This is a genomic window from Micromonospora sp. SH-82 (assembly GCF_051132485.1).
Lineage (GTDB): Bacteria > Actinomycetota > Actinomycetes > Mycobacteriales > Micromonosporaceae > Micromonospora.
Map to the genome: position 1 here is coordinate 5,698,030 of NZ_CP148049.1, position 13,280 is coordinate 5,711,309.

Here is a 13,280-nt window from a genome sequence, read left to right on the forward strand (position 1 = left end):
CAGACTCGATCACGTGGGGGGCGAGCGGTGGCGGGGGCGCCTGGGACCGGCGGTGGCCGTCGCGCCCGGTGCCCGGGTGGACCGCTTCGAGATCTTCTTCGACCTGGTCTTCGTCTTCTCGTTCTTCATCATCGTCCGGGCCGCCGCCAGCGACGTCTCCGCCCACACCCTGCTGCACGGCCTGCTCGTCCTCGCCCTGCTCTGGTGGATCTGGATCCTGCACAGCGTCGTGGCCACCCGGGTCCGGCTCGGCGAGGGCTTCGTCCCGGTGGTCATGGTGATCGGGATGGCCGCCCTGTTCGCCTTCGCCCTCGCCGTACCGCAGACGATCGTCGCCCACGAGACCGGGATGGCGGGGCCGGCCACCGTCGCCCTCAGCTACCTGGTGATCCGGGTCGTGCACCTCTGGGTGTACGGGCGGGTCACCCGCGACCAGCCGGGGAAGAGCCGGGACCTGCACAAACTCACCCCGGAACTGCTCGTCAGCACCGGCCTGCTGCTCGCCGCCGCGCTCCTGCCCCCGCTGATCGACGACTCGGGGTGGAGCGCGCTGGCCCGCGACGGGATCCTGGTCGCGGTGGTCCTGACCCAGTATGCGACCGGCCTGCTGGTCGGGGTCGAGCACGGTGCGGTCCCCTCGGCCGAACACTGGACCGAGCGGTACGACCTCATCCTGATGATCGCCCTCGGCGAGTCGGTGCTCTCCGTCGGCCTGGGCACCAGCACCAACCTGGGCGGTGCCGCGGTGAACTGGCCGGCCATCACCGGCGGGAGCATCGGGATCATCCTGGCCGCGACGCTGTGGTGGCTGCACTTCGACATGGTCGGCCCGGCGGCCCGGATCGCCCTGCACGCCACCACCGGACGGGCCCGGGGGACGATGGCCCGGGACGCCTACGCCTACCTGTTCCTGCCCATGATCGCCGGGCTGATCATGCTCTCCCTGGGGGCCGAGGAGATCCTGAAGGTACTTCTGGACCCCGCCCTGCTGGCGGGGGCGAAGGCGCACGCCTCCGGGGTGCTGCTGCTCTACGGCGGGGTGATCTGCTACCTGCTCGGGGACATGGCCTTCCAGGCCCGTACGCTGCGCACCCTCACCTGGGCCAGGCTCGGCACGGTGCTGCTGATCGCGGCCCTGATCCCGGTCGGGCTCCGGGTCTCGGCGCTGCTCGCCCTGATCCTGGTGACAGCGTCCTGTCTGGCGCTGGTGACGTGGGAGGTGGTGTGGATGGCCGACGCCCGACGCGCGCTACGGGATGTGGTCTTCGCCGAGCGGATCGAACACGAGCGGCGTGAGGTCGAGATCCGCGCCCGCTGGCACGACGACCCGCCGCAGTCCGGCCCACCGGCGGCCTGAGTAGCGGGGCGGGCGGTTCCGTGGAGGGCTCGGTCGGTCGAGGCGACCGGTCGGCCGGCCGACGACGGTGCCGTGACCGAAGATGAGGGTATGCGGATCCTCATGGCCGGCGCGTCCGGCTTTCTCGGCACCCGGCTCGCCGACCGGTTCACCGCCGACGGGCACCAGGTCACCCGACTGGTGAGGCGGCCCTCCCGGTCCGCCGACGAACAGCGGTGGAACCCGTCCGGGGGACAGCTCGACCCGTCGCTCGTCGCCGGGGCCGACGCGGTCGTCAACCTGTCCGGGGCGGGCGTCGGTGACCGGCGGTGGACCGACGACTACCGGCGGGTCATCCGGACCAGCCGGGTCGACACCACCGGCACCCTGGCCTCCACCATCGCCGGGCTGCCCGTCACCGACCGGCCGAAGGTCCTGGTCAACGCGTCCGCCGTCGGGTGGTACGGCAACACCGGGGACCGGGTCGTCGAGGAGGACGCCCCGGCCGGTGACGGTTTCCTGGCCGACGTCTGCCGGGTGTGGGAGGCCGCGACCCGACCCGCCGAGGACGCCGGGGTACGGGTGGTCCGGCTCCGGACCGGGTTGCCCCTGCACCGCGACGGTGGCCTGCTCAAGCCGCAACTGCTGCCGTTCAAGCTGGGGATCGCCGGCCGGTTGGGCAGTGGCCGACAGTGGCTGCCCTGGATCGCCATGACGGACTGGTTGTCCGTCGTGACGTTCCTGCTCGACCGGGACGACCTCGCCGGGCCGGTCAACGGGGTCGGTCCGGCTCCGGTCACCAACGCCGACTTCACCAAGGAGCTGGCCCGCCAACTGCACCGCCCGGCGATCATCCCGATCCCGGCGGTGGCGCTGAAGATCGCCCTCGGCGGGTTCGCCCAGGAGGCGTTGACCAGCGCCCGGGTACTGCCCGGGGTGTTGAGCGGTGCCGGATTCGACTACCGCCACCCGGACCTTCCCGGCGCCCTGCACGCCGCCCTGCACGACTGAGAGCCCGCCCGTACGGCCGGGTCTGACCGGGGTGTCCAGGTCCGGTTGGTAACGTCCGCTCCGTGCCGACCTCCCCGTCACAGGTCAACGACCCGTCCCCGCCGCCCGCCACCCGCCCACGGTGGCGGGCGGACGTGGTGGTGATCCTCGTCGCACTGGCCCTGGCCGGTTGGGTGACGAGCGGGCTGTGGCGCAGCCCGGACACCCGGGCGATCACTGTGAACTCCAGCGACCAGGCGCTGTTCGAATGGCTGCTGGCCTTCGGCGGGCACGCCGTCACCCACGGGGAGAACCCGTTCTTCACGTACCTGCTCAACGTCCCGGACGGGGTCAACCTCGCGGTCAACACCTCGATCACGGTGTACGCGGTGCTCTTCGCCCCGTTGACGTACACGATCGGGCCACCCGCCACGTTCCTGGTGATCCTCACCCTGAACCTCGCCGCCACCGCGCTGGCCTGGTACCTCCTGCTCTCCCGGAGCCTGGTGGACAACCGGCTGGCCGCCGGGGTGGGCGCGCTGTTCGTGGCCTTCTCCCCCGGCATGGTCTCGCACGCCAACGCCCACCTGAACTGGACCGCCGGGTGGCTGGTGCCGTTGCTGATCTGGCGGCTGTTCGCCCTGCGCCGCCCGGAGCACCTGCTACGGAACGGGATCCTGTTCGGCGTCACGGTGGCGGTAGCCTTCTCCATCGCCGCCGAAGGGCTCTTCTTCACCGCCCTGGCGCTGGGGGTCTTCGTACCGGTGTGGGCGCTGCACCCGGCCCGTCGGGCGACGGCCCGGGCGGCGCTGCCCACCTTCCTGCGGGGACTGGGCATCACCACCGTCACCGCCGGGGCGCTGCTGGCGTACCCGCTCTGGCTGCACTTCGCCGGGCCGCAACGGTTCCACGGCACCGGGTTCGACCCCGTCGTGCACGCCGAGGACATCGCCGCCTTCGGGGCGTACCCGCAGCGGTCGCTGGCCGGGGCCGCCGGGTGGGACACCTCGCTGGCCCCCAACCCCACCGAGGAGAACTCCTTCTTCGGGGTGCCGCTGCTGGTGCTCACTGTGGTCTGCTTCGTGGCGCTGTGGCGGTGGGCGGGGCCGACCCGTCGGGCCACCCTGACCGCCCTGGGCGTCACCGCTGTGGTCTTCGCCGTCCTGTCCTGGGGGCCGCAGGTGAAGTGGAACGGCCACCGGTACGACGTACCACTCCCCTTCGACCTGCTCGGTGCGCTCCCGGTGGTCAACGCCGCGCTGCCGTCCCGGCTGGCCCTGGTGGTCGCCCCGGTGATCGGGGTGCTCCTGGCGTACCTGGTCGACGAGGTACGCACCCGCCCGACCCGACACCGGTGGACCCGTCCCGCCTGGGCGGTGGCCCTCGCGGTGGCCCTGGTCCCACTGGTGCCCGTACCGCTGCTGACTGTCGAGCGGGAGCCGATCCCGAGGTTCGTCACCGCCGGCACGTGGCGGGAGTACGTCTCCCCGGGCGGGGCGCTGACCCCGGTGCCGCTGACCCTGGACGTGACCCCGGACGGGCAGCGCTGGCAGGCGTACGCCCTCTCCCACCGGCAGGGGGAGTTCGCCCTGCCCTCGGGCTTCTTCCTCGGCCCCGGCGGACCGGACGGCCGGGGGCGGATCGGTCCGGTCCCGCGGACCTTCGACACCCTGATGGAGCAGGCCGGACGGACCGGTCTGGTGCCGATCATCACGCAGGGCAGCGTCGACCTGTCCCGGGCCGACCTGCGGTACTGGGGGGTGGAGGTGGTGGTCCTCCCCGACCGGGTGCACGGCGCGAAGTACCCGATCGACGTGGAGGCGCTGCGCCGGACCGCCACCGCACTGCTCGGCGAGCCGCAGCGGGTCGACGACGTCTGGCTCTGGCAGGTCCCGGCGTGAGGCGGCTCACCGGCGGCCCCGCCCCGGTGGCGGACTAGGCTTGGCGACGTGACCGCAACGACCTCCGGCCTGACGGCCGTCCGCGCCGGGATGCTCGACTACCTGGCCGCCTGGGACGAGCAGCGTCGGCTGCACGAGTCGGTGGTGGCCGGCGACGCCCCGGACACCGTCCTGTTGCTGGAGCACGAGAGCGTCTACACCGCCGGCAAGCGGACCGAGCCGTGGGACCGGCCGTCCGACGGCACCCCCGTCGTCGACGTGGACCGGGGCGGCAAGATCACCTGGCACGGTCCGGGGCAGCTCGTCGGGTACCCGATCCTGCGGTTGCCCGACCCGGTGGACGTGGTCGCCTACGTACGGCGTACCGAGCAGTTCCTGATCGACGTCTGCGCGGAGTTCGGGCTGGCCACCGAGCGGATCGAGGGGCGCAGCGGGGTCTGGGTGCCGGCCGACGACCGGGGACCGGCCCGCAAGGTGGCAGCGATCGGCATCCGGGTGGCCCGGGGGGTCACCCTGCACGGCTTCTCGATCAACTGTGACTGCGACCTGACGTACTTCGACCGGATCGTGCCCTGCGGGATCCGCGACGCCGGGGTGACCTCGATCAGCGCGGAGGTGGGCCGCCCGGTCACCGTCGCCGACGTGCTCCCGGTGGCCGAGCGGCACCTGCCCACCCTCCTCGCCGTCTGACCGGTCCGCCGACGCCCGGGGTGTCTGGTGTCACAGAGACTGCGGGGTGACGGGCGTCGCCCGACGTTCATCGACCGGCACCGACCGGCGTAGGCTCGGTTTCGTGACGATCGAGCACACCACGCCGACGACCCAGCAGGCCAGCCGCCCCACGACGGTGGCACCGGAGGGGCGACGCCTGCTGCGTATCGAGGCCCGCAACGCAGAGACGCCGATCGAACGTAAGCCACCATGGATCAAGGTCAAGGCCAAGATGGGGCCGGAGTACACCGAGCTGCGCGGCCTGGTGTCCCGGGAGGGCCTGCACACCGTCTGCCAGGAGGCCGGCTGTCCCAACATCTACGAGTGTTGGGAGGACCGGGAGGCGACCTTCCTCATCGGGGGTGACCAGTGCACCCGCCGGTGCGACTTCTGCCAGATCGACACCGGCAAGCCGGCCGAGTTCGACGCCGACGAGCCGCGCCGGGTCGCCGAGTCGGTGTCGTCGATGGGGCTGCGGTACGCCACCATCACCGGTGTCGCCCGCGACGACCTGCCCGACGGCGGTGCCTGGCTGTACGCCGAGACGGTCCGGCAGATCCACGCCCTGCGCTCCGGCTGCGGGGTGGAGCTGCTGATCCCCGACTTCAACGCGGTGCCCGAGCAGCTCGCCGAGGTCTTCGGGTCCCGCCCCGAGGTGCTCGCCCACAACGTCGAGACGGTTCCCCGGATCTTCAAGCGGATCCGCCCGGCGTTCCGCTACGAGCGGTCCCTGGACGTGATCCGGCAGGCCCGGGCCGCCGGGCTGGTCACCAAGAGCAACCTGATCCTGGGGATGGGCGAGGAGCGGTCCGAGATCTCCCAGGCGTTGCAGGACCTGCACGACGCCGGATGCGAGCTGATCACCGTCACCCAGTACCTCCGCCCGACCCCTCGGCACCACCCCGTCGAGCGGTGGGTCAAGCCGGAGGAGTTCGTCGAGCTGCGCGAGGAGGCCGAGGAGATCGGCTTCGCCGGGGTGATGAGCGGACCGTTGGTGCGTTCGTCGTACCGGGCCGGACGGCTGTACAAGCAGGCGTTGCAGGCGCGGGAGAGCACCTCGGTCTGAGCGTCGCACCCACGGCGGTCGAGGGGAATCCTCGACCGTCGTGGCGCGCCCGACCAGCTCCGGGGGCCGCAGATCATCCCACTGTCCGATCGGACGGTTGCCAGGATGTTTCGAAGATGATGAATTTAGTCATGCCCTCGACACACACCGTCGTCATCGGGGCCGGCCCGGCCGGTCTCACCGCCGCGTACGAGCTGACCCGGCGCGGAACCACAGTCGAGGTCGTCGAGTCCGACGACGTGGTGGGCGGGATCAGCCGCACCGTCGAGCGCGACGGGTGGCGCTTCGACATCGGCGGACACCGATTCTTCACCAAGGTTCCACAGGTCGAGGCGTTCTGGCACGAGATCCTGCCGGACGAGGACTTCCTGCTGCGTCCCCGGATGAGTCGCATCCACTACCGGGGACGGCTGTTCGACTACCCACTGCGGGCCGGTAACGCGCTGCGCAACCTCGGCGTCGTCGAGGCGGTCCGGTGCGTCGGGTCGTACCTGTGGTCCCGGGTCCGTCCCCCGGCCGACCAGAGCCACTTCGAGGGGTGGGTGTCGGCCCGTTTCGGCACCCGGCTGTACCGGATGTTCTTCAAGACGTACACCGAGAAGGTCTGGGGGATGCCGGCGACCCGGTTGCAGGCCGACTGGGCGGCACAGCGGATCAAGAACCTGTCGTTGGCCGGTGCGGTCCGCAACGCCCTGCTCCCCCGCCGGGACCCCACCGCGATCACCAGCCTGATCGAGGAGTTCCAGTACCCGAAGTACGGCCCGGGCATGATGTGGGAACGCTGCACCGAGCGGGTCGTCGACGCCGGTGGGGTGGTCACCATGAACACCTGGGCCAGCCGGGTGCACCGGGCCGACGGGCGGGCGGTGGCGGTGACCGTCTCCGGCCCGGACGGCGACCGGCGGATCACCGCCGACCACGTCGTCTCCAGCATGCCCATCTCCGACCTGGTCCGGGCCATGGATCCGCCGGCCCCACCGCAGGTACGCGCCGCCGCCGACGCACTGCGCCACCGGGACTTCCTCACCGTCGCCCTGGTGGTGCCGGCCGACGCCGGGTTCCCCGACAACTGGATCTACGTGCACACCCCGGGGGTACGGGTCGGCCGGATCCAGAACTTCGGTGCCTGGTCGCCGTACCTGGTCCGGGACGGCTACACCTGCCTGGGCCTGGAGTACTTCGTCAACGTCGGGGACGACCTGTGGAGCGCCGACGACGCCGACCTGGTCGCCCTGGGCACCGCCGAGCTGGGGCGGCTCGGCCTCGTCGACCCGGAGGTGGTCGGCGACGGGTACGTGGTCCGGATGCCGAAGGCCTACCCCGTCTACGACGAGGGGTACGAGCAGGCACTCGACATCATCCGTCGGTGGCTGGCCGAGGCGGTGCCGAACGTGCACCCGGTCGGCCGCAACGGGATGCACAGGTACAACAACCAGGACCACTCCATGCTCACCGCGATGCTCACCGCCGCGAACATCGTCGACGGCACGACCCACGACGTGTGGGCGGTCAACGTCGAGGAGGAGTACCACGAGGAGGGCGGGGGGCAGTCCGACGACGGGCGTTCCCGGCCCGGGGACGGCCGGCACGGCACCGGTCGGGCAGCTCCCGTGTTCCCCCGCCGCGCCGCCGCCTGACCCCCTTCGACGCCTGCGGTCACGAGGGGTTCCCCTCTCCCGGACACCGGAGGCCGGGCCGGTCGCGGTACCCCCGGGCACGGGGCAACGGCTTGCAGCCCGCCCATTAGACTCAGCCGCATGGCAAAGCCCCCGCAGGAGAAGGTCTCGTTCGGCCAGCGGCTGAAGCAGATCGGGATGGTGTTCCGGTTCACCGCCAAACAGGACCGCTGGTTCGCCCCGTTGGTGGCCGGTGCGATCCTGATCCCGCTCGCGCTCACCGTGGTCGCGGTGATCCTCTGGGGCTGGCTCTGGCTGCCGCTGGGCATCCTGCTCACCCTGCTCGCCGTGCTGATCGTGCTCAACCTGCGGTCCAACGCGGCGATGATGAACGCCGCCGAGGGACAGCCCGGCGCTGCAGCGCAGATCATGGAGAACATGCGGGGTGACTGGCGGGTCACCCCCGCGGTCAGCTCCACCACCCAGATGGACATGGTCCACCTGGTCATCGGCAAGCCCGGGGTGATCCTGCTCGCCGAGGGCAACCCCCAGCGGGTACGCGGCCTGCTCGGGCAGGAGAAGCGGCGGCTGGCCAAGGTGATCGGCAGCGCCCCCCTGCACGACTACCTGATCGGTCAGGACGAGGGCGAACTGCCGATCCGGAAGCTGCGGATGACCCTGATGCGGCTGCCGCGCACGCTCAGCGGGAAGGACGTCAACGCCCTCGACAAGCGGCTCAAGGCGCTCACCGCCCGCCCGCAGCTGCCCAAGGGCGCGATCCCGAAGAACATGCGCCCGCCCAAGGGTGCGTTCCGCCAGTCCCGGGGCCGCTGACCCCCGCGACCGGCACCACCGCAGCCGGGTCCGTCGCCGACGGACCCGGCTTTCGCGTACGCCCCCTCGGCCGGGCCGGGGCCGGTCCCCTCAGGTGCGGCCAGGGAGCGTTCCGGCCGAGATGCGGCCGGGAAGCCATCCGGCCGAGGGGCGGCCGGGGGGCGATCCGGCTCAGGCGCGGCGGGGGGCGGGGACGATCACCGAACGGGTGAGGCGGTCGTGCAGGCCACGACGCTCGGCGTCCATCAGCAGGGCGGGCACGACCAGGGCGAGCAGGGCACCCCGCAGCAGCGCCCGGGGGATGCCGATCCGACCCCCGTCGGGGTACGAGACGCAGGCGATCCGGCAGATGTACATGCCCGGGGTCTGCCCGAACAGACCCAGGAAGAAGCCGTACTCGACGATCAGGACGGCGACTGTCGACCAGGCGTCCCGGGTGGGATCGGCGAACAGGTACGAGACCAGCAGGCAGAGGATCCAGTCGATCATCAGAGCACCGAACCGGCGACCGAGGGACGGTACGGCGGACTGGTCCGCCCCGGACGACGCTGACGGCTGCGGCGAGATCACAGCGACCAAGGGTAGCCGGGTGGCGGACCGGTCAACCTTCTGGGCGTCGTGGCGCGGCCCCAGGTCGGGACCGGTATCGTCGGAACGGACAAGCCACGGCGCCTGAGCGGCGCAGATGACCGTGCGCGAGCGACGTAACACGGCAGAAACACTCAAGACATGGTCGGGCAACCGCACAGTCATACCGTCGCCAGGACGCCAAGCCCCGTGTAGTGCCAGGAGGATGTGTGTTCGCCAACCCCGAGGAACTCCTGCGGTACCTCAAGAACGAGGACGTGAAGTTCGTCGACGTTCGGTTCTGTGACCTGCCCGGCGTGATGCAGCACTTCAACCTGCCGGTCGAGTCGGTCAACGACGACCTCTTCACTGACGGCCTCGCGTTCGACGGTTCGTCGATCCGCGGCTTCCAGGCGATCCACGAGTCGGACATGCTCCTGCTCCCGGACGTCGCCTCCGCCTTCATCGACCCCTTCCGCGCGCAGAAGACCCTCGCGCTGAACTTCTTCATCCACGACCCGTTCACCCGCGAGGCGTACTCCCGGGACCCGCGTAACGTGGCGAAGAAGGCCGAGGCCTACCTCGCGGCCAGTGGGATCGCCGACACCGCGTACTTCGGTGCCGAGGCGGAGTTCTACATCTTCGACTCGATCCGCCACGAGACGTCCGCGCACCAGTCGTTCTACTACATCGACTCGATCGAGGGCGCCTGGAACACCGGCCGCGAAGAGGTCGGTGGCAACCGCGGCTACAAGACCCCGTACAAGGGCGGCTACTTCCCGGTGCCGCCGGTCGACCACTACGCCGACCTGCGCGACAGCATCGTGCGGCGGCTCGTCGACACCGGTTTCACCGTGGAGCGTTCGCACCACGAGGTCGGCACCGCCGGCCAGGGCGAGATCAACTACAAGTTCTCGACCCTGCTGCACGCCGCCGACCAGCTCCAGCTCTTCAAGTACATCGTGAAGAACGAGGCCTGGGCGAACGGCAAGACCGCGACCTTCATGCCGAAGCCGCTCTTCGGTGACAACGGGTCGGGCATGCACACCCACCAGAGCCTCTGGCTCAACGGCGAGCCGCTGTTCTACGACGAGACCGGGTACGCCGGCCTGTCGGACACCGCCCGCTGGTACATCGGTGGTCTGCTGCACCACGCCCCGTCGCTGCTGGCCTTCACCAACCCGACGGTCAACTCGTACCGTCGTCTGGTGCCGGGCTTCGAGGCGCCGGTCAACCTGGTCTACTCGCAGCGCAACCGGTCCGCCTGCACCCGGATCCCGGTCACCGGGAGCAACCCGAAGGCCAAGCGGGTCGAGTTCCGCGTGCCGGACCCGTCGGCGAACGTCTACCTCGCCTTCTCGGCGATGATGATGGCCGGTCTGGACGGCATCAAGAGCAAGATCGAGCCGCCGGCGCCGATCGACAAGGACCTGTACGACCTCCCGCCGGAGGAGTGGGGCGACGTCAAGCAGGTGCCGGGCTCGCTGCCCGCCGTGCTCGACTCGCTGGAGGCCGACCACGACTACCTGCTCGACGGTGGGGTCTTCACCCCCGACCTGATCTCCACCTGGGTCGACTGGAAGCGGGCCAACGAGGTGGACCCGGTCCGCCTGCGCCCGACCCCGCACGAGTTCGCGATGTACTTCGACTGCTGAGCGGTCCGTACCGGAGCAGGCCCCCAGGATCTCCTGGGGGCCTGCTCCGTGTCCGGGTCACACCGAGGGGTCGGGGTCGGTCACACCGAGGGGTCGGTCACAGCGGCCCCAGGACGTCTCGCGGGTCCGCGTCCAGGGCGAGTCGATCCAGTACGGCCAGGAGCCGGCGCTCCTCGTACCGGAAATGGCTCTCCATGATCGCGGCGATCCCCTCGAGGTGACCGTCGATCTCGACCGGGGTCGCGGCCCGCTCCACGGCCTTCTGCATACCCGAGAGCAGGTACGCGATCATCGAGTGGTCCTGTTCCAGCTGCCGCAGCGTCCCGACCAGTTCGGGGTGGGCCGCAGCGATCGCCGGGAACAGGTGGCGGTCCTCGCCCTCGTGGTGTCCGGTCAGCGCGGCACAGAACCCGTGACAGAACAGCAGCAGATCACGGGTGGCCGGCTCGGCTGCCGCACCACTTCGCAACGCCTCCCGGGTGACCTGGAGGGCTTCGCGCAACCGTTCGTGGACGGTGCGTAGTTCACTGCTCCAGGCGACCAGCCTGGCCCGCTCGCCCTCAGCCATACGAGGGCGAAGGGAACGACGTCGTCATCGTCGTGCTCCTTCTGATTCGGCGCCTCCATGCCTGGCACTGCCTGCCACCGGCACGCGACGCTGCGGCCAGGCTAGCCCACCGCCGGCCGCACTGCCTCCGAACCGGCCCTCATCCCCGCGATCCGGCAGACCGAGGACCTGCCCTGGTGCCGCCCGGGCCAACGGACCGAAGACCCGACACCGGTCCGCCCGAGCCTTCGCACCTCGCCAGTTCGCGCACCGGACCTTCGGTCCGAGCCGGCTGCGGGGGGGTATCAGGGCCGCCCCGTTCGTGAGGGCAGCTCCACAGTGAGCGCGGACGACATGTTGGCGGGGAAGGACGGAATGCCTTGCGAGCATCGGACGACCCTGTCCGCGAGTAGCGGACGACAGGTCCGCGAGTAGCGGACGACATGCCCCGCGAGCACCGACGACAGGGCTTGTGAGCACAGACGACATCTCTCGCGACGACCCGGGCCGCCGGGTCACGACGCAGGCCGCCGGGACCGGCGGATGCGGTGGACCTGGCGGGCCGCCCAGAACGCCACCACCAGCACCGACGCGGTCATCACGATCGCGCCGGGGGCCTTGGCGAACCGGGCCAGGCTGGTGCCGTCGGGCAGGGTGAGGAAGCAGGCCAACGCGCCGGGTAGGACGAACCAGGTGGTCCGGGTCGCCACCACCGCGAGGACCGCCAGCGGCCAGGTGGCGTACCAGGGGTAGAAGACCGGGGCGAGGGCGACGGTGGCGGCGAGGGCCAGGCCCGCCCCGAGCAGGGACACCCGGATCCGGGCGGCGGTCAGGCGGTGGACGCGCTGCCGGACCCCGCCCAACCGTCGCAGGGACCGCCAGGCCCACCACCAGAGCCCCGCGACGACGGCGGCGAGTAGCAGCAATGCGACGAACCGGGTCACCGGGACCGCCCCGGCGGTCCGGCCTACCGATTCCAGGCCGTAGTCGATCACGAAGCCCACCGCCGTCGGTGGGGAGGTCCACTGCTCGGAGTCTCCGGTACGGGTCAGCGCGGGCACCCACCCGAGGCCGAGCCCGGACACCAGCGAGGTGACGCCCAGGGTGGCGAGGACTCCGGCGGCTAGCCACCCGGCGTCGCGCAGCAGCGCCCGGACCGTGTAGCGGCCCAGTACGGCGGCGAGGGCGGCGAACGGGAGGACCACCAGGGCGGTCGCCTTGACCGCCACAGCCAGCCCGAGCACCACCCCGGCGACCAGCAGGGGGCGCGGCTTGCCGGGGTGGCGGACGAGGACCAGCAGCCCGAGCAGGAGCAGCCCGACGAGGAGGGCGTCGTTGTGCGCCCCGGCCACCAGGTGGACCCCGACGAGGGGGGTGGCCAGCGCCAGCCAGGCCGCCCGGCGGGTGGGCACCCCGGCGGCCCGGGCCAGGCCGGGCAGGCAGAGCGCGGCCAGCAGTACCCCACCCACGGCGAACAGCCGCAGCAGAACCAGGGTGCCGACCAGGCCACCGCCGAGGGTGGCCGCCAGCGCCGAGATCAGCAGGAAGACCGGACCGTACGGGGCGGGGGTGTCCCGCCAGAGCGGAGCGACCGAGTCGAGCCACGGGCACCCGGCCGCCGCCACCCCCACCGCGTACGGGTCGTGTCCGGCGGCGTACGCCCAGCCCTGGCAGGCGTACGAGTAGACGTCCCGGCTGCCCAGCGGGGGCGCGGCCAGCAGCGGCAGGAGCCAGAGCCCGGCGGTCCGGTACGCCCACCCGGTCGACGGCGCTCCGGCGCGCAGCGCCCACCAGGCCCCCACCATCACTGTCGTACCGATTGCCCAGGCAGCGACCGCCTCCCACCCGGCCCCCTGGTCCGCCGCAGTCCCCGGCAACGCCCCGCCGAGCCACCCTGCGACGGTGAGCAGGACCGCCCCGACCAGACCCGCCACCCGGGCGACCCCGGCGTGGCGGACCGGCGGCGGACCGGGCCGGGTCACCGGCTCGTCCACGGCGGCGGCCCGTTCTCGATCACCCCATGACTTTGCCATCCCGGCAACATTATTTGTCGGTCT

Annotated in this window: 11 protein-coding genes; 8 read left to right on the top strand and 3 right to left on the bottom strand. The window is 71.5% G+C overall.

Translation table 11 applies throughout. The annotated features are described in order from the left end of the window. Positions 1-13: 13 nt before the first annotated feature. The 7 genes from WHN02_RS24955 (at position 14) to WHN02_RS24985 (ending at position 8,454) form a co-directional block, all read left to right on the top strand. Positions 14-1,357 (top strand): low temperature requirement protein A, encoded by a 1,344-nt coding sequence (locus WHN02_RS24955; protein WP_434741094.1) that lies wholly within the window; start codon positions 14-16, stop codon positions 1,355-1,357. A 90-nt stretch (positions 1,358-1,447) separates the two neighbouring features. Further along, on the top strand, positions 1,448-2,347 hold the full coding sequence (locus tag WHN02_RS24960) for a TIGR01777 family oxidoreductase (RefSeq protein ID WP_434744060.1): 900 nt from the start codon (positions 1,448-1,450) through the stop codon (positions 2,345-2,347). 62 nt (positions 2,348-2,409) lie between these two features. Beyond that, entirely contained in the window at positions 2,410-4,227 is a 1,818-nt protein-coding gene (locus WHN02_RS24965; RefSeq protein WP_434741095.1) for a DUF2079 domain-containing protein, read from the top strand. A gap of 48 nt (positions 4,228-4,275) precedes the next feature. Beyond that, complete coding sequence (lipB, locus tag WHN02_RS24970) at positions 4,276-4,917, top strand: lipoyl(octanoyl) transferase LipB (RefSeq protein ID WP_434741096.1); 642 nt, start codon at positions 4,276-4,278, stop codon at positions 4,915-4,917. Between the two features lie 46 nt (positions 4,918-4,963). Continuing rightward, positions 4,964-6,004: a lipoyl synthase gene (lipA, locus tag WHN02_RS24975; protein ID WP_434741097.1), complete on the top strand. Its 1,041-nt coding sequence runs from the start codon at positions 4,964-4,966 to the stop codon at positions 6,002-6,004. Between the two features lie 131 nt (positions 6,005-6,135). Continuing rightward, on the top strand, positions 6,136-7,641 hold the full coding sequence (locus WHN02_RS24980; RefSeq protein ID WP_434741098.1) for an NAD(P)/FAD-dependent oxidoreductase: 1,506 nt from the start codon (positions 6,136-6,138) through the stop codon (positions 7,639-7,641). Between the two features lie 120 nt (positions 7,642-7,761). Continuing rightward, positions 7,762-8,454, top strand: a complete 693-nt coding sequence (locus tag WHN02_RS24985) for a DUF4191 domain-containing protein (protein WP_350897264.1) — start codon at positions 7,762-7,764, stop codon at positions 8,452-8,454. Between the two features lie 171 nt (positions 8,455-8,625). Here WHN02_RS24985 and WHN02_RS24990 read toward each other — a convergent pair whose 3' ends face one another. Next, positions 8,626-9,024 carry an RDD family protein gene (locus tag WHN02_RS24990; RefSeq protein ID WP_434741099.1) on the bottom strand — a complete coding sequence of 133 codons (399 nt, stop codon included), beginning with the start codon at positions 9,022-9,024 and terminating at the stop codon, positions 8,626-8,628. A gap of 227 nt (positions 9,025-9,251) precedes the next feature. On the opposite strand from WHN02_RS24990, the gene glnA reads away from it, so the two are divergent. Next, a complete protein-coding gene (glnA, locus tag WHN02_RS24995) occupies positions 9,252-10,676 on the top strand; it encodes a type I glutamate--ammonia ligase (RefSeq protein WP_434741100.1) in 1,425 nt (474 codons plus the stop codon). A gap of 97 nt (positions 10,677-10,773) precedes the next feature. Here the strand turns inward: glnA and WHN02_RS25000 are convergent, their stop codons facing one another. Continuing rightward, the gene (locus tag WHN02_RS25000) at positions 10,774-11,244 is read right to left on the bottom strand and encodes a hemerythrin domain-containing protein (protein ID WP_434741101.1); all 471 of its coding nucleotides are present in this window, start codon (positions 11,242-11,244) and stop codon (positions 10,774-10,776) included. Positions 11,245-11,738: 494 nt separating this feature from the next. Beyond that, positions 11,739-13,256, bottom strand: coding sequence for a polyprenol phosphomannose-dependent alpha 1,6 mannosyltransferase MptB (mptB, locus tag WHN02_RS25005; protein ID WP_434741102.1), 1,518 nt, complete (start codon positions 13,254-13,256; stop codon positions 11,739-11,741). Between the last annotated feature and the right edge of the window lie 24 nt (positions 13,257-13,280).

Excerpts from the sequence above, each read along its gene's own strand:
- mptB (WP_434741102.1), bottom strand. The coding sequence starts at position 13,256 with ATGGCAAAGTCATGGGGTGATCGAGAACGGGCCGCCGCCGTGGACGAG.
- WHN02_RS24960 (WP_434744060.1), top strand. The coding sequence starts at position 1,448 with ATGCGGATCCTCATGGCCGGCGCGTCCGGCTTTCTCGGCACCCGGCTC.
- WHN02_RS24985 (WP_350897264.1), top strand. The coding sequence starts at position 7,762 with ATGGCAAAGCCCCCGCAGGAGAAGGTCTCGTTCGGCCAGCGGCTGAAG.
- WHN02_RS24980 (WP_434741098.1), top strand. The coding sequence starts at position 6,136 with ATGCCCTCGACACACACCGTCGTCATCGGGGCCGGCCCGGCCGGTCTC.
- WHN02_RS25000 (WP_434741101.1), bottom strand. The coding sequence starts at position 11,244 with ATGGCTGAGGGCGAGCGGGCCAGGCTGGTCGCCTGGAGCAGTGAACTA.